The organism is Streptomyces sp. NPDC001700, assembly GCF_053596435.1.
Genome location: NZ_JBSFGE010000003.1, coordinates 153,578 through 176,921 on the forward strand (window position 1 = coordinate 153,578; position 23,344 = coordinate 176,921).

General features: G+C 70.6%; 23 protein-coding genes and 1 riboswitch. Of the genes, 7 read left to right on the plus strand and 16 right to left on the minus strand.

The window, feature by feature from the left end; genetic code table 11:
* Positions 1-108 precede the first annotated feature (108 nt).
* Entirely contained in the window at positions 109-1,776 is a 1,668-nt protein-coding gene (locus tag ACWC5C_RS06410) for a peptidoglycan DD-metalloendopeptidase family protein (protein ID WP_450874281.1), read from the plus strand.
* A 27-nt stretch (positions 1,777-1,803) separates the two neighbouring features.
* On the opposite strand, the gene pcrA is transcribed toward ACWC5C_RS06410, so the two are convergent.
* On the minus strand, positions 1,804-4,311 hold the full coding sequence (pcrA, locus tag ACWC5C_RS06415; RefSeq protein ID WP_450874283.1) for a DNA helicase PcrA: 2,508 nt from the start codon (positions 4,309-4,311) through the stop codon (positions 1,804-1,806).
* Positions 4,312-4,494: 183 nt separating this feature from the next.
* Positions 4,495-4,689, plus strand: a riboswitch (cyclic di-AMP (ydaO/yuaA leader).
* A gap of 7 nt (positions 4,690-4,696) precedes the next feature.
* Between pcrA and ACWC5C_RS06420 the strand changes: the two genes are divergently transcribed.
* Positions 4,697-5,896, plus strand: a complete 1,200-nt coding sequence (locus tag ACWC5C_RS06420) for an NlpC/P60 family protein (RefSeq protein ID WP_450874285.1) — start codon at positions 4,697-4,699, stop codon at positions 5,894-5,896.
* A gap of 49 nt (positions 5,897-5,945) precedes the next feature.
* Here the strand turns inward: ACWC5C_RS06420 and ACWC5C_RS06425 are convergent, their stop codons facing one another.
* Together ACWC5C_RS06425 and ACWC5C_RS06430 are read right to left on the minus strand one after the other, a co-directional pair.
* Positions 5,946-6,596: a L,D-transpeptidase family protein gene (locus ACWC5C_RS06425; protein WP_450874698.1), complete on the minus strand. Its 651-nt coding sequence runs from the start codon at positions 6,594-6,596 to the stop codon at positions 5,946-5,948.
* Between the two features lie 245 nt (positions 6,597-6,841).
* Positions 6,842-7,195, minus strand: coding sequence for a hypothetical protein (locus ACWC5C_RS06430; protein WP_385438882.1), 354 nt, complete (start codon positions 7,193-7,195; stop codon positions 6,842-6,844).
* 232 nt (positions 7,196-7,427) lie between these two features.
* Here ACWC5C_RS06430 and ACWC5C_RS06435 point away from each other — a divergent pair, with 232 nt between their 5' ends.
* Positions 7,428-8,516, plus strand: a complete 1,089-nt coding sequence (locus tag ACWC5C_RS06435; RefSeq protein WP_450874287.1) for an NlpC/P60 family protein — start codon at positions 7,428-7,430, stop codon at positions 8,514-8,516.
* Between the two features lie 188 nt (positions 8,517-8,704).
* Positions 8,705-9,595 carry a hypothetical protein gene (locus tag ACWC5C_RS06440; protein ID WP_450874289.1) on the plus strand — a complete coding sequence of 297 codons (891 nt, stop codon included), beginning with the start codon at positions 8,705-8,707 and terminating at the stop codon, positions 9,593-9,595.
* Between the two features lie 29 nt (positions 9,596-9,624).
* Here the strand turns inward: ACWC5C_RS06440 and ACWC5C_RS06445 are convergent, their stop codons facing one another.
* From ACWC5C_RS06445 to ACWC5C_RS06475, 7 genes are all read right to left on the minus strand, one after another.
* The gene (locus tag ACWC5C_RS06445) at positions 9,625-10,437 is read right to left on the minus strand and encodes a MerR family transcriptional regulator (RefSeq protein WP_450874291.1); all 813 of its coding nucleotides are present in this window, start codon (positions 10,435-10,437) and stop codon (positions 9,625-9,627) included.
* A gap of 108 nt (positions 10,438-10,545) precedes the next feature.
* A complete protein-coding gene (locus ACWC5C_RS06450) occupies positions 10,546-11,730 on the minus strand; it encodes a tetratricopeptide repeat protein (protein ID WP_450874293.1) in 1,185 nt (394 codons plus the stop codon).
* Positions 11,730-12,608 (minus strand): AAA family ATPase, encoded by an 879-nt coding sequence (locus tag ACWC5C_RS06455; protein WP_450874295.1) that lies wholly within the window; start codon positions 12,606-12,608, stop codon positions 11,730-11,732. Before ACWC5C_RS06455 ends, ACWC5C_RS06450 begins: the two co-directional genes overlap by 1 nt.
* 157 nt (positions 12,609-12,765) lie before the next feature.
* Positions 12,766-13,392, minus strand: a complete 627-nt coding sequence (locus ACWC5C_RS06460; protein WP_450874297.1) for a DUF6879 family protein — start codon at positions 13,390-13,392, stop codon at positions 12,766-12,768.
* 158 nt (positions 13,393-13,550) lie between these two features.
* Positions 13,551-13,721, minus strand: coding sequence for a hypothetical protein (locus ACWC5C_RS06465; RefSeq protein ID WP_450874299.1), 171 nt, complete (start codon positions 13,719-13,721; stop codon positions 13,551-13,553).
* Positions 13,718-14,296: a Uma2 family endonuclease gene (locus tag ACWC5C_RS06470; protein ID WP_450874699.1), complete on the minus strand. Its 579-nt coding sequence runs from the start codon at positions 14,294-14,296 to the stop codon at positions 13,718-13,720. The genes ACWC5C_RS06465 and ACWC5C_RS06470 overlap by 4 nt, the downstream gene beginning before the upstream one ends.
* 64 nt (positions 14,297-14,360) lie before the next feature.
* The gene (locus tag ACWC5C_RS06475) at positions 14,361-15,251 is read right to left on the minus strand and encodes a hypothetical protein (protein WP_450874301.1); all 891 of its coding nucleotides are present in this window, start codon (positions 15,249-15,251) and stop codon (positions 14,361-14,363) included.
* A 375-nt stretch (positions 15,252-15,626) separates the two neighbouring features.
* Here ACWC5C_RS06475 and ACWC5C_RS06480 point away from each other — a divergent pair, with 375 nt between their 5' ends.
* Complete coding sequence (locus ACWC5C_RS06480; RefSeq protein ID WP_450874303.1) at positions 15,627-16,451, plus strand: SAM-dependent methyltransferase; 825 nt, start codon at positions 15,627-15,629, stop codon at positions 16,449-16,451.
* Here ACWC5C_RS06480 and ACWC5C_RS06485 read toward each other — a convergent pair.
* Positions 16,438-16,761 carry a DUF397 domain-containing protein gene (locus ACWC5C_RS06485; RefSeq protein WP_450874305.1) on the minus strand — a complete coding sequence of 108 codons (324 nt, stop codon included), beginning with the start codon at positions 16,759-16,761 and terminating at the stop codon, positions 16,438-16,440. The genes ACWC5C_RS06480 and ACWC5C_RS06485 overlap by 14 nt on opposite strands.
* Positions 16,758-17,498, minus strand: a complete 741-nt coding sequence (locus tag ACWC5C_RS06490) for a DUF5753 domain-containing protein (protein WP_450874307.1) — start codon at positions 17,496-17,498, stop codon at positions 16,758-16,760. The genes ACWC5C_RS06485 and ACWC5C_RS06490 overlap by 4 nt, the downstream gene beginning before the upstream one ends.
* 170 nt (positions 17,499-17,668) lie before the next feature.
* On the opposite strand from ACWC5C_RS06490, the gene ACWC5C_RS06495 reads away from it, so the two are divergent.
* A complete protein-coding gene (locus ACWC5C_RS06495) occupies positions 17,669-18,094 on the plus strand; it encodes an ATP-binding protein (protein ID WP_450874309.1) in 426 nt (141 codons plus the stop codon).
* Here ACWC5C_RS06495 and ACWC5C_RS06500 read toward each other — a convergent pair.
* A complete protein-coding gene (locus tag ACWC5C_RS06500; RefSeq protein ID WP_450874311.1) occupies positions 18,087-18,725 on the minus strand; it encodes a TetR/AcrR family transcriptional regulator in 639 nt (212 codons plus the stop codon). The two genes, ACWC5C_RS06495 and ACWC5C_RS06500, sit on opposite strands and share 8 nt — an antisense overlap.
* Positions 18,726-18,816: 91 nt before the next feature.
* Between ACWC5C_RS06500 and ACWC5C_RS06505 the strand changes: the two genes are divergently transcribed.
* Positions 18,817-20,349 (plus strand): FAD-dependent monooxygenase, encoded by a 1,533-nt coding sequence (locus tag ACWC5C_RS06505; protein WP_450874313.1) that lies wholly within the window; start codon positions 18,817-18,819, stop codon positions 20,347-20,349.
* On the opposite strand, the gene ACWC5C_RS06510 is transcribed toward ACWC5C_RS06505, so the two are convergent.
* The 3 genes from ACWC5C_RS06510 to ACWC5C_RS06520 form a co-directional block, all read right to left on the minus strand.
* On the minus strand, positions 20,346-21,059 hold the full coding sequence (locus tag ACWC5C_RS06510; RefSeq protein ID WP_450874315.1) for a DUF5701 family protein: 714 nt from the start codon (positions 21,057-21,059) through the stop codon (positions 20,346-20,348). The genes ACWC5C_RS06505 and ACWC5C_RS06510 overlap by 4 nt on opposite strands.
* Before the next feature lie 101 nt (positions 21,060-21,160).
* On the minus strand, positions 21,161-21,886 hold the full coding sequence (locus ACWC5C_RS06515; protein ID WP_450874317.1) for a LuxR C-terminal-related transcriptional regulator: 726 nt from the start codon (positions 21,884-21,886) through the stop codon (positions 21,161-21,163).
* Positions 21,883-23,160: a PspC domain-containing protein gene (locus tag ACWC5C_RS06520; protein ID WP_450874319.1), complete on the minus strand. Its 1,278-nt coding sequence runs from the start codon at positions 23,158-23,160 to the stop codon at positions 21,883-21,885. The genes ACWC5C_RS06515 and ACWC5C_RS06520 overlap by 4 nt, the downstream gene beginning before the upstream one ends.
* Between the last annotated feature and the right edge of the window lie 184 nt (positions 23,161-23,344).

The following is a 23,344-nucleotide window of genomic DNA, read 5'->3' on the forward strand; positions in this document are numbered from 1 at the left end:
TGCCCTTTCCTGTGCAGCCCAAAACTTGCTGAAGATTGTCGCTCCCGCGTACCGCCGGGTACAGTCGCCGCTAATTCTCCTGCAGCCGAGGCGAAAGAGAAGTTGGTGGTGAACGACCGTCACCCGTCGGGGGCAACCCCGGCCGTCCCTGCTCCCGACGCCTCGTACTCCTATGACGAGGCCTACGGCCAGCAGCAGGGCACAGCGCACGGTTACGCCGGGTATGACGGCTACCCCACCGGCAGCTTCGATAACCTCGGGGCCGCGTACGGTGAGGCCGATCCGCTCTTCGGCTCGCTCCCGGGCAGTTACGGGGACGGCCAGGGCGACCCGCACGGCGGGCACAGCGGCCAGTACGACGCGACCCAGTGGAGCGGCGGCACCCCGTACGACACCGGGACCTACGACACGGGCTCGTACGACACGGGCGCCCATGACATCGGCGCCTATGACACCGGTGCTTACGACACGGGCGCTCACGACACCACCGCGATGTGGGCCGCCTCCGGCTATCACCTGCCCACCGACGTCCCCACCCAGCGGCAGGACGACACCGGCGGCCACTGGGACGTCGGCGCCTGGGACACCCAGTCGCAGCAAGCGCATCAGCATCAGCCCCAGTGGGACACGGGCGCGTACGACGCCACGGGGCAGTTCGACACCGGGCAGTTCGATACGGGACAGGCCGATTCGGGCCACTACGACACGGGCGCGTACGACGTCATCAGTCAGAGCGCCGCGTACGACACCTCCGGCGTCGACACCGGGCAGACCCAGTTCTGGGATACCTCGGCCTACGCCACCGTCGACGAATCGCCGTACGACGGGCTCCCGTACAGCGAGCTGCGGTACGACGAGCAGCCGTACGACGAGCAGCCTTACGACGAGCAGCAGCAGACCGCCGTCTTCGAAGCCGTCGCCGAGCCGGAACCCGATCCCGACTTGGCGGACCCCGAGCCCGTCGCCGACATCACGCCGCCGCCCGTCCCCGCTGCCGCGCCCGTCACCGCCACCCGCTCCGGCAGCCGCTCCCGCCGCCGCAGCGCGCCCGCCCGCCCCAAGCGCTCCGCTCTCCTCACCGTCGCCGTCCCCTCCGTCTGCGCGCTCGGCGTCACCGCCGTGGCCGCCGCCTCCGTGAGCGGCATGTCCAGCGACAAGAAGGACGACACGACCACGCAGGCCGCGGCGCCCGACGTACAGCCCGTCAAGGCATCCGTCGCCAACAGCGAGATGGACACCCGGCTCGCCGGGGTCGACGACGGAGTCAACGACTTCCGGGACCGCGCCAGCCGTACCCAGGAGCGGATCGACCTCAAGGAGCGCCAAGAGGCCGAGAAGAAGCGCAAGGCCGCGGAGGCGGCGCGCAAGGAGGCGATGCGCCCGAAGTTCGCGCTGCCGGTGGAACAGCACGGGCTGAGCGCGGGCTACGGCCAGGCGGGCATCAACTGGATGTCCCTGCACACCGGGATCGACTTCCCGGTCAGCCAGGGCACGCCCGTCATGGCGGCGACCGACGGCACCGTGCGGACGCAGTGGAACGACGCCTACGGCAACATGGTCATATTGACCGCTCCTGACGGCACGGAGACCTGGTACTGCCACCTCAGCAGCACCAAGATCCGCTCCGGGACCGTCAAGGCCGGGGACGTCATGGCCTACTCGGGCAGCTCCGGCAACTCCACCGGCCCGCATCTGCACTTCGAGGTGCACCCGGGCGGCGGGGAGGCCGTGGACCCGACGCCGTGGCTGCAGAGCCACGGAATCAACCCCAACTAACCGCCCCCGCCCACCAAACCCAAACGCTCAGAGCTTTTCGACCGGCGCGTACCGCAGCAGCAGCCGCTTCGGCTTCTCGCCGCCGAAGTCGATCGTCGCCTCCGCGTTGTCCCCGGCGCCCTTCACGGCCACCACCGTGCCGAGCCCGAACGAGTCGTGCGTCACCCGGTCCCCGATGGCCAGGGAGACCACCGGACGGTCCTTCGCCCGCCGCGTCGCGAAACCGGACGCGGAGGACCCGCCCCGCGAACGCGACGACGACAGCCCTCCCCCGCCGCCCGACGTCATGGCGCCCATCGTCGCCGACGGGGTCGCGGGCCCGGTGCGCCGCCACTGCACGTACTGGTCGGGGATCTCCTCCAGGAAGCGGGACGGCGGGTTGTACGCGGGCGTGCCCCAGGCGCTGCGCATCGTCGACCGGGACAGATACAGCCGCTCGCGGGCGCGCGTGATCCCGACGTACGCCAGCCGCCGCTCCTCCTCCAGCTCCTTGGTCTGGCCGAGCGCGCGCATGTGCGGGAAGACCCCGTCCTCCATGCCGCTGAGGAAGACCACCGGGAACTCCAGCCCCTTGGCCGTGTGCAGCGTCATCAGCGTGATGACCCCGGCGCCCTCCTCGTCCTCGTCCGGGATCTGGTCGGAGTCGGCGACGAGCGCGACCTGCTCCAGGAACTCCGCGAGCGTGCCGGGGTTCTCCTCGCCCCGGTCCTGCTCGAACTCCAGCGCCACCGACGCCAGCTCCTGGAGGTTCTCGATACGGGTCTCGTCCTGCGGATCGGTGGACGCCTGCAGCTCCGCCAGATAGCCGGTGCGCTCCAGCACGGCCTCCAGGACGGTCGCCGGGCCCGCGCCCGACTCCACGATGGTCCGCAGCTCCTCCATGAGCGTGTTGAACCGCTTGACCGCGTTCGCCGAGCGGGCCGCCATGCCGTACGCCTCGTCGACGCGGCGCAGCGCCTGCGGGAAGGTGATCTTCTCGCGCGACGCGAGCGCGTCGATCATCGCTTCCGCGCGGTCGCCGATGCCGCGCTTGGGCACGTTCATGATGCGGCGCAGCGGTACGGCGTCCTCGGGGTTGGCCAGCACGCGCAGGTACGCGAGGACGTCGCGGACCTCCTTGCGCTCGTAGAAGCGGACGCCGCCGACGACCTTGTACGGCAGGCCGACCCGGATGAAGATTTCCTCGAAGACACGGGACTGGGCGTTGGTGCGGTAGAAGACCGCGACGTCCCCGGCGCGGGCGTCCCCCGCGTCCGTCAGCCGGTCGATCTCGTCGGCGACGAACTGGGCCTCGTCGTGCTCGGTGTCGGCGACGTAGCCGGTGATGGTGGCGCCGGTGCCCGCCTCGGTCCACAGGTTCTTCGGGCGGCGGTTCTCGTTGCGCTCGATGACGGCGTTGGCCGCGCTCAGGATGGTCTGGGTGGAGCGGTAGTTCTGCTCCAGCAGGATCGTCCGCGCGGTGGGGTAGTCCTCCTCGAACTGGAGGATGTTACGGATCGTGGCGCCCCGGAACGCGTAGATCGACTGGTCGGCGTCGCCCACGACGCACAGCTCCCCGGCCGCCACGTCTTCGGTGTCCGTGCCGACCAGCTCGCGCACCAGCGTGTACTGAGCGTGGTTGGTGTCCTGGTACTCGTCGACCATGACGTGCCGGAAGCGGCGGCGGTAGTGCTCGGAGACGTCCGGGAACGCCTGGAGCAGGTTGACCGTGGTCATGATGATGTCGTCGAAGTCGAGGGCGTTGGCCTCGCGCAGCCGCGACTGGTACATCGCGTACGCCTCGGCGAGCGTCTTCTCGAAGCCGTCCGCCGCTTGCCCGGCGAAGGTCTCCTCGTCGATCAGCTCGTTCTTCAGGTTGGAGATCTTGGCGCTGAACGACTTCGGCGGGAACTTCTTCGGGTCGAGGTCGAGATCCCGGCACACCAGCGCCATCAGCCGCTTCGAGTCGGCGGCGTCGTAGATCGAGAACGATGAGGTGAAGCCCAGCTTCTTCGACTCGCGGCGCAGGATGCGCACGCACGCGCTGTGGAACGTCATCACCCACATGGCGTTCGCGCGCGGGCCGACCAGCTCCTCGACCCGCTCCTTCATCTCGCCCGCCGCCTTGTTGGTGAAGGTGATGGCGAGGATCTGGCCGGGGTGCACATGGCGGGTGCCGAGCAGATACGCGATGCGGTGGGTGAGCACCCGGGTCTTGCCGGACCCGGCCCCCGCGACGATCAGCAGCGGCGAGCCGGTGTGCTCCACGGCGGCCCGCTGCTGCTCGTTCAGCCCCTCCAGGAGCGCCGCCGGGTCGATGGCGGGGCGCGGCGCGCCGTCCCGGTAGTACGCCTCTCTGGGGGCGCCGCTCGGCACCGGCGCGTCGAAGGCGCCCGTGAAGAGGTGGTGCGGCACCTCTTCACCGCCGGAACCGCCGCCGGGATCACCGCCGGAGTGATCGGCCGGGCCCGGGTGTGCGGAATCCTCGGGCGGCGGGGGCTCCTCGTCCGGAGGCCCGAGATTCGCCAGGAAGCTGTCGTCAAAGAGGCTGCTCATCGCTCACCGAGTCTAGGCGGCCGCACTGACAGCCTACGCATGGACCGCATATGGATGTCACGAAACGGTTTCGGGCATATCGGCCAACAGCCTTCACAGGAGCCCCACGAGTTGGCTACGGTCCTCCCTCAGGCAGTCCGTACACCCGTCGGCGAACCGCGTCGGCCCGGGCGGCCTCCGCCGAGTCCGGCCACGCCGCAAAGCGCCCGGAGCCGGGGACCCACAACGCAACATGGGGTGAATCGGCCCGAGCTGCGCGGTACGACACGTACGTACGGCATGTACGACGTGACCGTCCCGCCCGCGCACGGCCGTAGGGCAACCTTCCGTACCGCCCGAACCCGACAGCTAACCCGGTAGGCGGTCCACGGAAGGAGCGCCTCCCTTGGCGTCGCACCGCAAGCCGCGGACCCGAATACCCACCTACGCCTCGTCCACCGGGCGCCGCACGGCCGTCGGATTCACCACCGCCGCCCTCGCCTCCGTCACCCTCCTGTCCCAGACCGCGAACGCCGCCCCGGGCGACCCGAAGCCCGGCACCACGCAGTCGATCGAGGCGGTCAAGGAGAAGGTGGACTCGCTCTACCACCAGGCGGAAACCGCCACCCAGCACTACAACTCCGCCAAGGAGCGCTCCGAGCAGCAGGCCACCAAGGTCAACCGGCTGCTGGACAAGGTCGCCGAGAACACGGAGAAGCTCAACGAGGCCCGCCGCACGCTCGGCACGTACGCCGCGGCCCAGTACCGCGACGGCGGCATGACGTCGAGCGCCGCGAGCCTGCTGTTCTCCAACGACCCGCAGGACCTCTTCGACCAGTCCCATCTGATGAGCCGGATGGCCGGTTCGCAGAAGCGGGCCGTCGACGACTTCCAGACGCAGGCGGCGAAGGCCGCCAAGGAGCGCCGCGAGGCCGCGCAGAGCCTGGCGTCGCTGACCGAGACCCAGCGCGAGCTGAAGACCAAGAAGAAGTCCGTCCAGGACAAGCTCACGCAGGCCCGGCAGCTGCTGGCCAACCTGACCGCCAAGGAGAAGGCGCGGCTGGCGGCGATCGAGAAGAAGAAGGACGAGGAGGCGCGGCGCAAGGCGGCCGAGCTGGCCGAGAAGCAGCGGGAGGCGGCGGCCAAGGAGAAGCAGCGGCAGGAGCAGGAGCAGCCGTCGAGCGGCGCTTCCTCTTCCGGTTCCGGTTCCAGCACGGGCACGGGCACCGGCACCGGTTCCGGAAGCACCACCACCGGCACCAAGGCGGCCAAGGCGATCGACTTCGCGGAGTCGCAGCTCGGCAAGCCGTACGTCTGGGGCGCCACCGGGCCCAACTCCTACGACTGCTCAGGGCTCACCCAGGCCGCCTGGAAGGCCGCCGGTGTCTCGCTGCCGCGCACCACGTGGGACCAGGTGAAGGCCGGTACGCGCGTCTCGACCTCCGAACTCAAACCCGGTGATCTCGTCTTCTTCTACGACGACATCAGCCACGTCGGGCTCTACATCGGCGACGGCATGATGATCCACGCCCCGAAGCCGGGCGACGTGGTGAAGAAGGCGCCGATCACCGAGATGCCGATCTACGGGAGCGTCCGGCCCGCATAGGTCCGGTGCGGCTGCCCGGCCACGTGCCCGGGCAGCCGCTGTTTCCCGGTTACGTGCCCGGCTTGCGGCCGTACACGTACACGTCGTCCCCGTTCCGCAACAGGCTCCAGTACTTCTTGGCGTCGCCGGAGCGCATGTTGACGCAGCCGTGGGAGCCGGGCGGGGACCAGACGCTTCCCGCGATGGAGTGGAAGGCCTGACCGCCGTCGAAGAACTGGCTGTACGGCATGGCCACGTCGTAAATCGTCGACCAGTGGTTCTTGTTCCGCCAGTAGATCTTCTTCAGCCCGGTGCGGGTCTCGTACTTGTCCCGCCCGGTGCGCACCGGCACCGGCCCGAACACCAGCCGTGAGCCGTCCTGCACCCAGCTGAGCTGGCGAGTGAGGTCGACGCAGGCGATGCGGCCCTTGTTGGTGGGGCACTTGCGCGCCGCGTTGGGGTTACGCCCCGCCGCGTTCTGCGCGTTGATCAGCTTCATGACGCCCCAGGTGACGGGGCCCGCGTAGCCGATGGTCGGGCTGATGCCGTGGTTGATCTGGAACGTCCGCGTCGCGCGGCAGTCCCCCGAGGACTGCCGACCGTCGACGGGACGACCGAGGAACTTCTCCACCTGCTTCTGATACGGACCCGTGCTCGCCGTACACGCCGTCGCCGCCTGCGCCGGTGCCGCACCGAGTGCGACGGTCAGCGGCACCACCATGCCCGCCATACCCAACGCGACCGCCGTACGGCGGCGCCATGCCGCGAATCTTCCCTCTGCCCCCATTGCGCGCTCCCTCCGGGCTTGCCCTTGACGGGTAAGACAGTCGAAGGGTGCGTCGGGTTGCGCTTACAGGTGCGATTTCCCCCATTCCGCCCCTTCGCGCCCCCTGGTCGGGGGCGCGGCGGCGTGAGACAAACTGATGGACTGTCAGGAGCAGGGGTCGGGCGGTCAGGTCCAAACGGTCAGGTCCAGAGCACGGCGATGAAGATGTTCACCGTCGTCAGCGCGCCGACCGCGCCGAACACCGCGGGCTCCACCTTCTCCTCGTCCCGCTTCACGTACACCAGCCCCAGGATCACGACCAGCAGCGCCAGCTTCACGCCGATCTTGACCGTGTTCACGGTCTGATCGTCCGCCTGGTTCAGCCCGACCAGCGCGGCGCCCGTGACCAGCATGGTCAGGGCGCCGTGCAGCATCCCCGGCGTCATCCGCGCGCCGCCCCCGCGTACCGCCGTGAGCTGGGAGAGGAAGCCGCCCAGCAGCGCGGCGATGCCGACGATGTGCAGGCCGACGAACACATTGATGACTACGTCCATGGCACCGGAGACTAGCGCCGCACATATCACCGCCAGTCACCCGGGTGCACCCTGATCGGCACATCGGTCACAGCCGCCCCGATCCCGCCCACCCCACGCCGTCCTCGTGATCAGCAGACGCCACCGGGGGACGAATCCGTCCACCTCCGTTCATCCCAGCGCGCCGCGCCACCGACCGGCCTACCTTCCCCTCACAAGAAGCACGATCCCGTACGAAAGGTGAGTCGCCGCAGTGGCGCCGCAGCCCCCCACGAAGCCGAAGCAGCGGCACCGCACGTCGCTCACCGGCACCGCCCTCCGGACCACCACCATCCGGACCACCACCTTCCGGACCGCCGCGACCCTCGCCCTCGCGGGCGCCGCCTCCGCGACCGTCCTCCCGGGCGTCGGGCACGCCGAGCCCCGTCTGACGTCCGCCCAGGTGAAGGCGAAGGTCGACGCGTACCAGCGGGAGGCGGAGGAGGCCACCGAGAAGTACGACGGCGCCCGGGCCGCGACCGACAAGGCGCGGCGGTCGCTCCACCGGTTACGCGACGAGGCGGGCCGCCGCACCGCCCGCCTCAACACGGCACGTAACGCCCTCGGCGCCTTCGCCACCGCCCAGTACCGCTCCGGCACCGTCGCCCCCGCCCTTCAGCTGGCCCTCTCCTCCTCCCCCGGCCAGTACCTCCAGCGCGCCTCGCTCGCCGACCGCGCGGGCGACCGCCAGGCGGCGACGATCGCGCGCATCACCCGCGAGGAGCGGTCCCTGCGCCGGGTCCGGGACGAGGCGACCGGCCGCCTCCGTACGCTGCGTACCGCGCAGGCTGCCGCGTCCCGCCACAAGCACACGGTCCAGGAGAAGCTGGCCGCGGCCGACGCGCTGCTGACGAAGCTGACCCGCGAACAGCGCGACCGCCTGCGCGACGCCGCCGCCCAGGACGACGCCCGTACCGCGTCAGCGCCCCGGCACAGCGCCTCCGCCCGGACGGGCGGCCGGGCGGCCCGCGCCATCTCCTTCGCGTACGGGGCGATCGGCAAGCCGTACGTCTGGGGCGCGACCGGGCCGCACGGCTACGACTGCTCAGGGCTCACCCAGGCCGCCTGGCACGCCGCCGGGGTGGCCCTGCCGCGTACCACCTACACCCAGATCAACACCGGCCGCCGCATCTCGCGCGGCGAACTCGCCCCCGGTGACCTGGTCTTCTTCTACTCCGGCATCAGCCATGTCGGCCTCTACATCGGCAACGGCCAGATGATCCACGCGCCGCGCCCCGGCGCTCCGGTCCGGGTGGCCCCGATCGACCAGATGCCCTTCGCGGGCGCGGCCCGCCCGGCCTAGCTGAGGACTCACCGGCCTGGCCGGTCCGTTCGGGCACCGTGATTGCCCTCAGGAAGGTACGGACGGCCGTTCCCCTGGGCGTCGCCCGTGGGCAACGGTAGGGGCGGGAGGTAAGAACGTCTATGCGTACCCGCGAGGAACGACAGGGCGATGGCGTGCGCGGGCGTGTCCGGCCTCCCGCCCGCGCAGTGTCCCCCGAGCCGTTGCTGCCCGGCCTGCGGACGGCGCCGTCCGATCCGGCCACCCTGTCGTACGTCCAGTCCGCCGCGGGCAACGCGGCCGCGGTGCACATGATGCGCGGCGGTCGGCAGGCTTCCGCCACGCTGCCCGCCGTCCAGCGGATGCCCGCGGAAGAGTCGACGGCTCAGTCGACCACTCAGGCGACGGCCCCGTCGGCGGCCCAGGAGCCACGGTCCGTATTCGAGTGGGACTCGGATTCGGACTCGGACGCGGACTCCAACGCCACGGTGACCGAGCAGGACGACGCACTGCCCTTCCACAAATCCCTCAGGGCGCTGCGCACTCTGATCCGGCAGGGCATGAACGCGCCGGAAGCACAGGGCAAGGCGTGGACGGTCAAAGCGAAGATCGATCCCGGTGCGCCCTGGACGAGCCACGCGTTCCGCAACGAGGACGAGGTGGGTCACGTCTGGATCGAAGTCACCTCCCCGCTCGGTGATTCGACGGAGTTCGGGTTCTATCCGCAGACGCCCTCCGTCCGCAGCGTCCCGGGCGAAATCATCTGCCCGGACAACCACGGGGGCGACAAGGAGCAGAAGACGGAGAGTGTCGGGCTCGACGCCGTACTGCGGGGCTACCAGGCGGCGTTCGCCAGGAAGGACGCCAAGTACAGCCTCGCCACATACAACTGCGCGAGCTTCGCGTCCGACGTCTGGGAGAGCATGACCGGCAAGCCACTGCCGAACGGCCTCATCATCCCCAACCCGGCATCCGCGACGGAGTCGGTCCAATCCGAACGCGAACTGCGCGCGGTGTACGGCGGCGATAAGCGGATGAGCACCGACGCGGAGGATCTGATCGAGATGGTCAGCTCCGGCCGCATCCCGCCCGCCTTGTGATCGGCCCTGCTGTGATCGCCCCTGCGCGCTCAGCCCGCCGCGATCGGCTCCTGTAGCTCGGTCACCCACTCGTCGTGGTTCTCCGGGCACTCCAGGTAGATCTCCCGGGGGTATCCGGCCGACCGGTAGCCGTTGGCCTCGATCCAGCGGCCCAGGGTCTGGATGGTCGGCAGGACCGTCTCCATCGAACCCCGGTGGACGATCGCCGCCGCCGCTTCGACCGGCGGCAGGTCCACGACCCGCAGGCCGTCGTCCTCCCCCACCGGGGCCGCGACCTCGATCCCGGCGTGGATGAGGACACCGCCGTCCGGGGCGTCCTCGTAGTACGCGACCCCGGGCCCGGTCGGCGTGATCCCCGCCGCCGCCAGGCGCGGCAGCAGTTCCCCGTACAGCGGCTGGATGACGGGTCCGATGGCGTCGAAGCCGGTCGCCACACCGGTCAGCTCGGCGACGCGGACGCTCGGCAGGCTCTTCACCGCGACATCGTTGGGAGACATGTGTCCCTCGCTCTCGATCGACCGGAGCCTCGCCTCGACCCGAACCAGCCGGGCCGCCACGGCCGTCATCGCGGCCTCCAGGTCCGCCTGCCGCACCCGCAGCATGGTCCGCAGCTCCTCGGTGGTGACCTTCTCCTCCAGGATCTCCCGGATCTGCTGAAGGGTGAAGCCGAGGTCTTTGAGGGCGATGAGGCGGTTGAGGCGGGCGAGCTGGGCAGCGGTGTAGTACCGGTAGCCGGTGGCGGGATCGACGCGGGCGGGGTGCAGCAGTCCGGTCGCGTCGTAGTGGCGCAGCATCCGGACCGACACCCGCCCGTGCCGGGCGAAATCTCCGATGGTGAACATGATGTCTCTCAGTCCACGGCCTCACACGGTGTGAGAGTCAAGCCCCCGCCATGCCGGGGGCTTGACCTTACCGGCCCGCCGGGCGGGTGTGACGACCAAGGCGGTGCGCTATGACGAGTCGCTGGGGCTGCTGACGCCCGCCAGGCGCGCTTCGATGTCCGTCCGCAGCCTCAGCGCCCGCGCGTCCCGGTATCCGTCCAGGGCGCGCAGGGCGTCACTCCAGTGCCGGTGGCCCTCACTCTCCCCGGCGCTCAGCGAGGCGGCGGCGAGGCCGTCCAGCGCGATGGCCTGCTGCCACGCGTCGCCCAGCTCCTCCTGCACGGCGGCCGCCCGGCGGTGGAAGGCGGCGGCCTCGGCGTCGCGGCCGAGGCGCCGGTACGTCTCGCCGGTGCCCTGCCAGGCGAGGGCTTCGCGGGCACGATCCCCGAGGCGGCGGTGCAGGACGGCGGAGCGCTGGTACGAGATCAGCGCCTCCGCGAACCCGCCGACGGCTTGCTGGGCATCGCCCAGGTAGAGCAGCCAGTACGCCTCCGCTACGCGATCGCGTAGCTCCAGCGCGATGTCCACGGCGTCCTGGGCCGCTTGAACGGCCTCCTCCGGCTCCCCGCGTGCGCGAAGCACCGCGCTCCGAAGCCGCAGGGCGTTGCCCGCGCTGCGCTTGTTCCCCATCCTGCGGTGGACGGCCAGGGCCTGATCGAGTTGGTTCGCCGCATCCGCCGGGCTCCCCGCATCCAAGAACACCGTCGCCAGATTGGACCGCGTCACGGCTTCCCAATGCTCGGCACCGAAGTCCCGGAAGAGATCCAGGGCGTGGGTGAAATGGCCCTCGGCGTCGTCCAGCCGCCTCGTGCGCAGCGCGATCAGGCCCAAGGCGTTCAGCGCGGCGGCCTCGCCCTGCGCGTCGTCCAGTTCGCGCCGGATCGTCAGCGCCTCTTGGTGTGCGTTCTGGCTTTCGTCAAGGCGGTTGAGCTGGCGGTAGGTGAAGCCCAGGCTCTGCAGAAGCCCCGCTTCCCCGGCGCGGTCGCCGACACGGCGTACGGCACCCAGGCCGATCTCCCCCGCCGTCAGCCATTCCGCGACGGGAGCGGACGGCGCCCGGACGCTCCACAGCACCAGGGCCAACTGCCACGCGTACCGGTCGAGTCCGGCGGTCTCGGCGGCGCGTACGGCGGCGAGGAGGTTGGTCCGCTCCCGCTCGGCCCAGTCGACGGCCTGGTCGTGATCGGCGAACGACAGCGGGACGACCTGCTCGTCCGCCTGTTCGAGGGCGAGCCGGTCGCGGGCGGGCGCCATCAGGCCCTGTACGGCGTCGGCGGTGTGCAGATACCAGTCCAGGACGCGCCGCGACGCTGCGGCACGGCTGTCGGGCGTCTCCTCCAGCCGGGCCTGATCGGTCGCGTAGGCCCGGAGCAGATCGTGGAAGGCGAAGCGGTCCGGGGCCGTCTGTTCCAGCAGATGCGCGCCGACGAGAACGTCCAGCGACTGCCGGGCCGTACGCCCGCTGATCCCGGCCAGGGCGGCGACGGCCGCGATCCCGAACTCGGGAGCAGGCGGGCGCAGAGCCGGGCGAGTTCGGCCAGCTTCTCCGCGTTGTCCTCGGGCCGGTAGCCGGAGGTCACGGCCCGCAGCAGGGCCACGGCTTCGAGTTCGGGGAGGGTGCCGAGGGTGATGCGGTGCGCCCCGTCCCGTACGGAGAGCCCGGACAGCCGCCCACGGCTGGTGACGACGACGAGACAGCCGGAGTGACCGGGCAGCAGGGGCCGCACCTGGGCGGCGGCCGCGGCGTTGTCCAGGACGATGAGGATCCGGCGGTCGGCCAGCAGAGACCGGAACAGCCCGGCAGCGGACTCGGTGTTCGTGGGCACAGCGTTCGCGGGAACGCCGAGCCCGGTGAGGAAACGGTGCAGCGCCTCTTGCGCGGTGACCGGCTCGCCGGGGTCGTAGCCCCGCAGGTTGACGTAGAGCTGGCCGTCGGGGAAGTGGGCCTTCACCTGGTGCGCCCAGCGCAGGGCCAGCGAGGTCTTCCCCGCACCCGCCGTCCCCGCGACGACGCAGAGCGCGACGACGACCGTGTCTCCGCCGTCCCTTTCGGCCAGGATCGCGTCCAGGCGGTGCAGCTCATCGGCGCGGTTGACGAAGCCCCTTACATCGGCGGGCAGTTGTCGCGGCACGACCTTGGCGGGGGCGCCACCCGGTGCCGGTCCGCTGTGGAAGTGGACGCCACCGCTGATGGCTCCGGCCTGTATGACGTCGCGGGCGGAGCCCGACAGATCGTTGTCCGTATCCTCCGGGCACCCCTCTGGTGGTGCGTCGTCCTCGTTGATCGTCCTACTCCGCTTTCATCTGTGGCGGAGGAAGGTGTGCCACCTGGCGTTCGAAGTAGGGCAACAGGTCCTCCCCGTCTTCGTAGAGCTGCCCGATGAAGCCCTCCCAGCGCTTGATCAGGTCAGGGTCACGGAATCGGATGGCCCCGTCCAGGGCGCCTGCCTCGTTGTAGCGGACCCGGTAGAGCACCTGCCCGCCGACCACGACGACTTCGGGCAGCGGGCCGTCCGCCTCCAGCGCGCTCCACGCTCCGGGGCCGATGACGCGGATCTTCTTCCCGGACTCGGCCTGCACCCGGAACGAGTGCAGTTCCCATTGCAGATAGGGGGTCAGCGGCTCTTCGACAACCCGGACCCGGTGAAAGACGGTGTTGCGCTCCTGATCCTGCCGGACGCCTTCAAGAAGGCTCTCCCGCCTCTCCTCAAAGAGCCGCAGCGTTTCCTCCCAACGGCCCTGGCAGAAGGCCTCCCAGCTATCTCCCTTGTCTTCGAAATCCTGCTGCCGCTCGAACTTCCAGGAGTCCGCGTCGCGGATCGCGCCACGATGCACCCGGAAGTCGGCCCGGTAGTCGGCGACGGCCAGCCGCTCCCCCTGGGCAGGGGGCAGCTCAAGAAGGCTCCGGTCAAGCATCGGCAATGTCCGGCTTCGCCGAGCGGAGCATGACCCCTGGGATGATCACGAGGCGCTCATCCGACCTGATGGTCACATCCGCGGGTTCGCGGTCGGCCACGGACCGCCCTCACATCGGCTTGACCGATAGCCCGGCCGAGCACGCCGGTAGCGATGGCTCACCCAGGCACCTGGTCACGCGGCCCGGATGCCGCGTCGGCGCGAGCGTCATAGGTCAGGTCGATCTCTCCGCTGTCGATCGCGTCGAAGAGTTCCTGTCGGCGCTGCCTTTTCGCGACCTCCTGCGCAGCGGCATCGGCGGCGTCCGCCTCCGGATCTCCGCTCCTCACGAGGCGTAGTCCTTGAGCTTCTCGGTCTTGAGGCTGATCCCGACGGGATCAGGCAGCTCGACTGTCTCGCCGTAGGCCGAGACCCTCCGGTTGCGGTACCTCCCGCGCAGCGGCTCGCTGTAGACGACGAGCGTGCACGTGTCGCGGTCGACGAGGAGGTACACGGGGATGCCCGCAGCCGCGTAGCCATCGGGCTTGTCCACGTGGTCACGCCGGTTCGCGTCCGTGTCGTGGGAGGTGACCTCGACGGCCATCAGAACGCCCGCCGGATCGGCCCATTCGCCCTGGCCGACGAAATGGTCCTCGGGCGCGAGGGCGCCATCCGCGCGGGCCCGACCGCTGCGGTACGCCTCGATCTTCAGCCCCTGCTCCGGGTGCAAGACGAGTTCGGGCCGGTGCTGCATGCACTGCTTGAGGAGCCATACGACGATCGCCCCATGAGTCCCGTCCGGCACGGGCTTGACCTCTAGCTTTCCGTTGATGAATTCGAGCGTGACGGTTTCCGGCGCCGTGCGGGCGAGCTGCTCGAACTCCTCGATGCTCATCTGCGGCCGATCGGTGATGCCAGGGGTCATGGGTTCGCCTCCTCGCACCCATGGTGCCCCGACATCGGGCGGCGCGTCCTGCAAGGTCATTCGGTCATCCCTTCGCGTTGCGGGCAGCGGCTCGCAGCCGGTCGGCCCAGTCGTGAACGTCGATGCCGCCCGGCGGCGGCGGTTCCGGCGTGCCCCGGCAGGGGCGGCAGAGGCCGCCGGGGAGGGCGGCGGGTGGGCCGGGGCGGCCGCAGTCGGTGCATTCCAGGAGGCGGCGGATGGTGATCTCCGACCGGGGCTCCGGTACGGGCTCCCGTACGGGCTCCGGCGGCAGCTTGGCCTCCAGCCGGGTGCGGGCCAGCGCGGCCGGGCTGTGCACTTGCACAGGGAGGCCGGACGTCAGCGCCTGGACGAGGCGGGCGGGGTCGGGGTCGCGCGCCAGCCAGATCGCGGCGAGGGGTTCGAGGCGGGTGCAGTCGGCGGCCGAGAGGGTCATCCGGGGGTCCGTACGGCCGAGGGACGCCAGCGTGTCGTACGCGAGGGTCCTGGTGGGCGCGGCTGACGTACGTACGACAGCGGGGCGGGGCCCGGGCTCGGGCGCGGGCGCGTCGTCGCCGCGTACGAACGCCTCCCACCACTCCTCCCCGCGCGCCGTCCGGGAGAAGAACGTACGGGTCACCCAGCGCGCCCCGTCCTCCGTGATGTGGTGCTCGCGGACGCGCCGCAGATGACCGGCCTCCGACAGCCGCCGCAGCGCGGTCGCGCAGGCCATCTGGCCGTAGTCGGGGAGGCACTTGGCGAGCGTTTTGGCGTCAATCGCGGCACCGTCCGGCAACCGGTCGATGTACGCGGCGATGGACGCCTCACGCTTGGGCAGGTGTGCGAAGTCGTCCGCGCGACGAGGGGATTGGCGGGGTGCGCTCCGTTTGCCGTAGCCGGGGTTGGCCTGGGGGTGTGCGGAGGCGTGCGGGGCAGGGCTAAAGTCGGCTGAAGCCATGAGATCGACGGTCTTTCGATCTTGTAGGTCAGGCCCCGGATTGGTGTTGGCGCACCGCCGGGGCCGTTTGCTTGTTGCCGCGAACGCTAGACCGATGCCACCGTGCGTGGCAACCCGGTCACATTATGTGCGCGGATGGAGAGGGAGGGTGGGTGGGTTATTCAACCCGCCCGTTCCTCGAAAAGAGCGCTCAGACCTCGGCGCCCGAAGCTCAACCCGCCTCATCTCTGTGCCAGCGCACCGTTCCTTAGATAAATGCGCACAGGTCTCGGCGGGCGAGGCTCGGCGCCTCCTACGATGGCCTACGACCGCAATTGGTCAGCTGATTGCCGCAGATTGACGATCGGGGCGCATGAGATGTCAGGAACAGACTGGATGTCATCGAGGTCGGAGTTCGCCCAGCCTCGGGTCGACCTCCGCACCGACATACCGCACTCCGCCCGCGTCTACGACTACCTCATGGGCGGTAAGACCAACTACGCACCCGACCGCGCCGCCGGTGACGCGTCCGCGAAGGCGTGGCCCAGCCTGCCGACGTCCATGAAGCAGGCGCGCAACTTCATGCACCGGTCGGTCCGTGACCTGGTGCGGGAGCACGGCATCCGCCAGTTCCTGGACATCGGCACCGGCATCCCGACCTCCCCGAACCTCCACGAGGTCGCGCAGGAGATCGCCCCCGACGCTCGGGTCGTGTACGTCGACAACGACCCCATCGTCCTCACCCATGCCCGTCACCTGATGACGAGTACGCCGGAGGGACGAACCGAGTACATCGACGCCGACATCCGCGACCTCGACTCCATCCTCGACGCGGACCAGCTGCACAACACCCTGGACTTGAAGCAGCCGGTCGTGCTGTCCCTGATCTCGATCGTGCACTTCGTCATGGACGAGGACGATCCGCAGGGCCTGGTACGGCAGTTGATGGCCGAGCTGGCGCCGGGCAGCGCGCTGGCCATGACCATCTTCAGCGGCGACACGGCGCCTGAAGCGGTCGCGGGGGTCGGCCGCGAGTACAACGAGCGCGGTATCCCCCTCCAGATCAGGGACAAGGCCGAGGCCGAGCGGTTCTTCGACGGCCTGGAACTGATCGACCCCGGCGTGACCCTGCTCCACCACTGGCGCCCGGACGCCACGGCTGAGGGGGTCCGGGACGAGGAAGTCGCGATGTACGGAGGCGTGGCGATCAAGCGGGGCTGACGGCAGCGGAGGCGGAGGCGAAAGCTATGAACTCCGCCCAGGCGCCGGGGGCCAGGGCCAGCTGGGGGCTGGCCGCCCCGCGCTTTGAGTCGCGGACGTGGATGGTGTGCGGGCAGGTGCTGACCTCGACACACTCGCCCCCCTCGCTGTTGCTGTAGCTGGACTTGCCCCAGGGGGCTGCAACCTCTACGCAGGCGCCGCCTTGGGTGTCGCTGTAGCTGGACTTACGCCAGGACAGGGCGACCTCGACGCAGTTGCCGCCGCCAGTGTCGCTGTAGCTGGACTTGAACCACGCGAGCTGGTCGCTCATAGCTCCTCCGCCAACTTTCTGATGAAGTCTGCCGAATCCTCAGGACTGAGGGCTCGCCGAATGATCATGGCATGCCGCTGGGCGATGACGCTGACCTTCGCCGGGTCTGAGGACAAGATCCCGGTCTCTTGGGCTTCTACGTACGCAAGGTGCTCGTGCTCGGGGGTTTCCAGCAGGACGAACGGTCCGTTGAGGCCCGGGTGGGCTCCCCCGAACGGCAAGACCTGGATGGTCACATTGCGTCGTTCTCCCATGTCCAGCAGGTGCTGCAGCTGCCGCTTGTGCACGTCGTACTCGTCGACCGGGTAGCGCAACGCCGCCTCCCCGATCACGAAGTTGAACGCCTTCGTCTGCTTGTCCAGCAGGGAGTGTCGCTCCAGCCGGGCCGCGACTCTCGCCTCGATCGTCTCGTCGTCCAGGACCGGACAGTGTGCCTGGAGCAGCGCTCGGACCGTTTCCCCGGTTTGCAGGAGTCCTGGAATGTGCTGAGGCTCGAATCCGTTGAGGACGACCGCCTCAGCCTCGTACCGGATGAAGTCCTCCGAGTACGACGCGAACTTATCCGGCTTCAGGTACTCCTGACCGGCGAGCAACAGCCCCCGCGCCCCGAACATCTGGTCCGCGACCTGAAGCAACCGCAGCGCGGGCTTTCGGCGGCCCTGCTCCATGGACTTGATGGTCTCGTACTCGTAGTTGGCCTCTTTGCCCAGCGCCTCGCGGCTGACCCCGGCCTGCATGCGCCACAGTTTGATCTGGTTTCCGCAGTACCGCCAGGACATCGGCGTCTGCGAACCACCCTCCATCACACTCATCGCGCCCTCTCTCCCTGAGGCACCTGCGGTACGCATACGCTGCGTACCGACGTCGTTACTGCGGCACACTACGCCTGACCAGCAGCATTCCGGTCATGAATGCACCAACTCCCCCACTTCCGATGGACATCGAATGGCGGCTCCCCCGCCACCCCCGCAGCGTTGGGCGGGCGCGGGCGCTGCTGCGTGAGCAGGCTCGTACGTGGCAGATCGCGGAGGCACAGGCGGAGGTCGCCGTGTTGCTGATCAGCGAGCTGGTGACCAACGCCTGCCGCCACGCGCGCGTTTCCCCTGGTCGGGAGGTCCGCGCACGCTGCGTAGTGCGTGACGGGAAACTGCGGGTCGAGGTGTCGGACGCGAGCGAGGTGATGCCTCGGCCGCGCCAGGCGACGGCGGAGGACGAGTCGGGGCGGGGGCTGGAGCTGATCGCGGCGCTCGCGGACGCGTGGGACGCGCATCCGAGGGCGTGCGGCATCGGCAAGACGGTGTGGTTCGAGCTGAAGTTGACCGTGGCTAGGTGAGCGCCGCGAGGCCGTTCGCCAGCAGGTCGAAGGCCTGCTCGGCGTCGCGTACGGCGCCCGGGTAGCGGGCGTCGGCGGTCTCGCCGTCCACCAGGCGCTGGAAGTTGTCGGTGGACAGCGCCCATTGGACGCCGATGATCTGGACGGCGGCCATGCGGGCGGTGAGGTCCGGCGCGTCGCTGGTCTCGCGCAGGGCCTCGGCGAGGGCCTGTTCGCCGCCCGCCTTGAAGCGCTGCATGCGGTCGATGAGGGCCGGGGTCTCGAAGATCAGCTCGGTGAGGCTGATGGCCGCTGGGTGGTCGCTGATGCCGGTGATCGGGTCGCGGCGGCGCAGGCCGTCGAGGAAGTGGTCGCGCAGGGCGGTGAGCGGGGTGGTGTGCGCGGGGCGATCGCGGACCACGCGCGCCGCTTCCTGCTCGTGGTCGGCCATGCGGTGCACCACGAGGTCTTCCTTGGTCGGGAAGTACGCGAAGAGCGTGCGCTTGGAGACCTCGGCGGCGTGGGCGATCTCGGCGACGGAGACATGGGCGAAGCCGCGGTCGAGGAAGAGGTCGATGGCGGCGTCGGAGATCGCGGTGCGCGTGCGCTGCTTCTTGAGTTCGCGCAGTCCGGGCTTGTCGGTCGTCGTCACTCGTTCAAGCTACCCCACCAAACTGCACTTGGAATATTTCTGCACCTGGTGTAGAAATATACTGAGTGCAGCGAATGAGGGGAAGTGTGGGATGAACGAGACGGGGATCGAGACGGACGTCGTGGTCGTGGGGGCCGGACCGACCGGGCTGGCGCTGGCGCACGAACTGGCGCTGGCCGGGGTCAGGACGCTGGTGCTGGAGAAGCTGCCCAGCCGCAACCGGCAGACGAAGGGCGGCGCGATCCAGGCCCGTACGGCCGAGTTGCTGGAGTCGCGCGGGCTGCTGGAAGCGATGCGACGCCGGGCGATCCCCGGCCCTCCGGTCGGCGCGAACTTCGCGCTGCTGCCGGTGCCGCTGGACTGCGGGCCCTGGGACACCCGGCATCCGTCCCCGGTCATGCTCCCGCAGTGGGAGATCGAAGAGGTGCTGGAGGAGCGGGCCACCGCCCTCGGCGCGGGGGTACGGCGGGGCGCCGCCGTGACGGCCGTCGAGGCGGACGACGACGGGGTGACCGTGACCACGGCGGACGGCGGGCCACGGGTGCGGGCGCGGTATCTGGTGGCGTGCGACGGGGGCCGCAGCGCCGTGCGCAAGACGCTCGGGGTGCCGTTCCCGGGGCGGCCCGGTACGTATCTGGCCGTGCTCGCCGACATCCGGCTGTCGGCAGCGTCGTCGCTGGTGCCGCGCGAGCGGGCGCAGATCAGCACGCTGACGCGCCAGGCCAACGGCTACTGGTCCATGCTCATCCCGCTCGGCGACGACCGCTACCGGTTCACCTACGGGGCGTACGAAGCCTCCGGGAGCGAAGACCCGGCGGACCTCACCCGGGACACCCCGGTCGGCGAGGAGGAGATCTCCGCCGCGCTGCGGGCCGTGTACGGGGAGGAGACGGTCCTCGGCGGGGTGGACAACTCCTCTCGGTTCTCGGACGCGACGCGGCAGGTCGAGCGGTACCGGGAAGGCAGGGTGCTGTTCGCCGGGGACGCCGCGCACATCCACCCGCCGCTGGGCGCCCAGGGGTTGAACCTGGGCGTGCAGGACGCGTTCAACCTGGGCTGGAAGCTGGCCGCGACCATCCAGGGCCGGGCACCTGCCGGGCTGCTGGACAGCTACCACGCCGAACGGCACCCGGTCGCGGCCCGGGTGCTGCACCACACCTCGGCCCAGCGGGTGCTGGCGGACCCGCGCCCCAGCGAGGACGTGGCGGCCCTGCGGGATATCTTCACCGACCTGATGCGGCTGCCCGACACCAACCAGTATCTGTCCGGCCTGATTTCCGGGCTGGCGCTGCGCTACGACGTACTCGGCGCGCACCCCCTCACCGGGCACCGGGTCCCGGACGCCGAACTGGTCACCCCGGCCGGACCGACCCGGCTCTCGGCGCTCTTCGGCGCGGGCCACGCCGTGCTGCTGGACGTGGCCGGGCTCGTCCCGGACGACGTACGGCTACCGGGACGAGTCGACCTCGTACGTGCGAAGTCCCCGGCCGAAACCGACCTGGGCGCGGGTGTGTTGCTCCTGCGTCCTGACGGCTACGTCTGCTGGGCGGCGGACGACGCGGAGGCGTGCCGTGAGGAGTTGCCGCGCGCGATCGCCGCGCATCTGGTCGAGGGGGTCGCCTAGACGGCGGACAGGCGACCCGTCGCGGAGGCGAAGCCCAGCCAGGTGTGGCGGTTGTTCGCCCAGCACCAGCCCAGCTTGGGGGCGTCGCGGCGCTCGCGGCCGTCCCGTCCGGTGCCGTTGCTGATCCAGATCGCCGGGGTGCGGGAGTCCAGGGCGCCGTCTGCTTTGCGCAGTCGGGAGCCGATGGTCATGAAGCAGTGGTTGCGCTCCAGAACGGCGGGCTGCTGCAGCACCCAGTGCACGCCCTCGGTGAGCAGCAACGGGGTGCGGGCCTTGGCGGTGAGGTCCGGCAGCGCCTCGTTCGGGCTCCAGTTGGCCAGCTGGTCGCCACGGTCGAGGCCGGTGAGCAGGTAGAGCGGGGCATCGGGCAACGCGACCGTGTCGAGCGGGGCGAAGAGGTCGACGTCGGGCATGTCGGTGACGACGAAACCCGGCTTGTCACCGCGCCGGAGCAGCGGCGCGAGGGCGGAGGCGGGGGCTCGGTCCGGGTGAACGGCGAGCAGGGCGCCCTCGCCACCCGCGCCGCCCGAGACGGCCTGGGCGGCTTGGGCGGCCTGGGCGTCGCGGGCGAACGTACGGATCTCGGCGGCGGGCAACCCGGCGATCTCGTGCACCCCCAGCTCGATCAGCCGCTCGGCCTGCGCGCTCAGGGCCGGGGGTGCCGGAGGTGCGGGGACGGTGGTGGAGGTGGCGGGCGTGGTTGCGGGCACGATGCTCCCAGGGCAGCGACGTGAACGGGCCCTGGGGCAACGCGGCCGCCCGCCGGAACGTTCCCCGCCGCTTGCTGTCGGCGTCGGCGTCGGCGTCGGCGTCAGACCAGGCGGCGGGCGGTGGCCCAGCGGGTGAGTTCATGGCGGTTGGAGAGCTGGAGCTTGCGCAGGACCGCCGAGACGTGGCTCTCCACCGTCTTCACCGAGATGAACAGCTGCTTGGCGATCTCCTTGTAGGCGTAGCCGCGCGCGATCAAGCGCAGCACCTCGCGTTCGCGCTGGGTGAGGCGGTCCATGTCCTCGTCCACGGGCGGGGCGTCGGTGGAGGCGAAGGCGTCCAGGACGAAACCGGCGAGGCGCGGGGAGAACACCGCGTCGCCCTCGGAGACGCGGAAGATCGCGTCGACCAGGTCGGTGCCGGTGATCGTCTTCGTGACGTAGCCGCGGGCGCCGCCACGGATGACGCCGATGACGTCCTCGGCGGCGTCCGACACGGACAGGGCGAGGAAGCGCACCGGGCGCTCCGCGGCCGCCATCAGCGCGGCGCTGCGGCGCAGCACCTCGACCCCGCCGCCGCCGGGGAGGTGGACGTCGAGCAGGACCACCTCGGGGCGGGTCGCGGTGATCACGGTGACGGCCTGGTCGACGTCGGCCGCCTCGCCGACCACCTCGACGCCGGTGCGGGCCGTCTCGCCGATCTCGGCCTGGACGCCGGTGCGGAACATGCGGTGGTCGTCGACGAGGACGACGCGGACCCGGCGGGCGTCCGGCGCGTCGGGTGCGCCCGTTGAGCTGGTCGCGTTCGTACCGTCCGTTGGCTCGGTCATGTCGTCGCCGCCCTCTCCATCTCCAGCTCCACTACCGTGCCCCCGTCGGGCGCGGACCTCAGCCTGGCCGTGCCGCCGTTGCGCTGCATTCTGCCGATGATCGACTCCCGGACGCCCATGCGGTCGTCCGGCACCGCGTCCAGGTCGAAGCCCGGGCCGTGGTCGCGTACCGAGACGAAGACCGTGGCGCCCTCGACTTCCGCGAACACCTGGACCGCGCCGCCGTCGCCACCGTACTTGGCGGCGTTCACCATCGCCTCGCGTGCGGCCTGCATCTGTGCGCCCAGTCTCTCGTCCAGCGGGCAGTCGCCGACCACCACGACCTCGATCGGGACGCCGTGGTGGTCCTCGACCTCCGCCGCCGTCGCCTTGACCGCCTCGGCGAGGGTGTCCGGTTCTTCTGCCTCGTCCTTGCCGGTGCCCTCCGGTTTGTAGAGCCAGGCGCGCAGCTCCCGCTCCTGGGCGCGGGCCAGCCGGGCCACTTCGCGCGGGTCCTCGGCGCTGCGCTGGATCAGGGTGAGGGTGTGCAGTACGGAGTCGTGGACGTGCGCCGCGACCTCGGCGCGCTCCTGGGCGCGGATGCGCATCAGGCGCTCCTCGGAGAGGTCCTGCGTCATCCGGATCACGTACGGGCCCGCCAGCAGCGCGATGCCGACGATCACGGCGAGCGCGGCTTGGAGGACGGCGCCGAGGTGCCGGGCCGAGCCCTGCAGGACGAGGATGCCGGTCACCCCCGCGCCGACCAGCACCACCCCCGCCCCCGCGCGGGCCAGCGGCAGCACCCGCTTGCTGCGGCTCAGCTCCACCCACTGGGCGCGGCGGGCGTTGTCGGCCTGCCGCCAGAAGAGCGCGACGCCCGCCCCGACGAGGAGCAGGGGCCAGATGTAGGTGTTGGCGCGGCCCAGCTGGAAGCCCTGGACGAAGATGCCCATGCCGATGAAGAGGGCGACCAGGGCGATGATCTGGCCGCGCTCCGGCCTGCGGGCCAGGATCCGGCGGCGGCCGTCCGGGCCGAGGGTGGTGAGCGGGCGGGTCGTCTCGCCCACGCCGCCTACGCCCAGGGGGACGATGAACCAGAAGAGCGCGTAGAGGAGGGTGCCGAAGCCCTCCGCCATGATCAGCGCGATGAAGGCGATCCGTACCCAGGAGACCGGCAGCCCCAAATGCCCGGCGAGCCCGCGTGCCACGCCGCCGAGGAGTCGGCCCTCGGCGCTGCGGTACAGCTTGCGCGGGGGTGGCTCGGTGGGGGTGGTCGGGGGTGCGGCGGCGGTCATGCCCCGATCGTCACACGGCCCCCGCGTTCCGGACATCAGGGTCGACCCTGATCGTTCCCGGAGCGGGGCGGGTGGGCAAGCGCCTGCGGCGGGCCGTCCCCCACCCCGCCCCTTCCCGAACCCGGAGCTCCGCCCTGGCCCCGCGCCTGCGGCGGGCCGTCCCCCACCCCGCCCCTTCCCGAAC

Excerpts from the sequence above, each read along its gene's own strand:
- ACWC5C_RS06460 (WP_450874297.1), bottom strand. The coding sequence starts at position 13,392 with ATGCTTGACCGGAGCCTTCTTGAGCTGCCCCCTGCCCAGGGGGAGCGG.
- ACWC5C_RS06485 (WP_450874305.1), bottom strand. The coding sequence starts at position 16,761 with ATGAGCGACCAGCTCGCGTGGTTCAAGTCCAGCTACAGCGACACTGGC.
- pcrA (WP_450874283.1), bottom strand. The coding sequence starts at position 4,311 with ATGAGCAGCCTCTTTGACGACAGCTTCCTGGCGAATCTCGGGCCTCCG.
- ACWC5C_RS06515 (WP_450874317.1), bottom strand. The coding sequence starts at position 21,886 with ATGACCGAGCCAACGGACGGTACGAACGCGACCAGCTCAACGGGCGCA.
- ACWC5C_RS06475 (WP_450874301.1), bottom strand. The coding sequence starts at position 15,251 with ATGGCTTCAGCCGACTTTAGCCCTGCCCCGCACGCCTCCGCACACCCC.
- ACWC5C_RS06480 (WP_450874303.1), top strand. The coding sequence starts at position 15,627 with ATGTCATCGAGGTCGGAGTTCGCCCAGCCTCGGGTCGACCTCCGCACC.
- ACWC5C_RS06445 (WP_450874291.1), bottom strand. The coding sequence starts at position 10,437 with ATGTTCACCATCGGAGATTTCGCCCGGCACGGGCGGGTGTCGGTCCGG.
- ACWC5C_RS06520 (WP_450874319.1), bottom strand. The coding sequence starts at position 23,160 with ATGACCGCCGCCGCACCCCCGACCACCCCCACCGAGCCACCCCCGCGC.
- ACWC5C_RS06430 (WP_385438882.1), bottom strand. The coding sequence starts at position 7,195 with ATGGACGTAGTCATCAATGTGTTCGTCGGCCTGCACATCGTCGGCATC.
- ACWC5C_RS06450 (WP_450874293.1), bottom strand. The coding sequence starts at position 11,730 with ATGGCGCCCGCCCGCGACCGGCTCGCCCTCGAACAGGCGGACGAGCAG.
- ACWC5C_RS06505 (WP_450874313.1), top strand. The coding sequence starts at position 18,817 with ATGAACGAGACGGGGATCGAGACGGACGTCGTGGTCGTGGGGGCCGGA.
- ACWC5C_RS06490 (WP_450874307.1), bottom strand. The coding sequence starts at position 17,498 with ATGCAGGCCGGGGTCAGCCGCGAGGCGCTGGGCAAAGAGGCCAACTAC.
- ACWC5C_RS06470 (WP_450874699.1), bottom strand. The coding sequence starts at position 14,296 with ATGACCCCTGGCATCACCGATCGGCCGCAGATGAGCATCGAGGAGTTC.
- ACWC5C_RS06495 (WP_450874309.1), top strand. The coding sequence starts at position 17,669 with ATGAATGCACCAACTCCCCCACTTCCGATGGACATCGAATGGCGGCTC.
- ACWC5C_RS06425 (WP_450874698.1), bottom strand. The coding sequence starts at position 6,596 with ATGGTGGTGCCGCTGACCGTCGCACTCGGTGCGGCACCGGCGCAGGCG.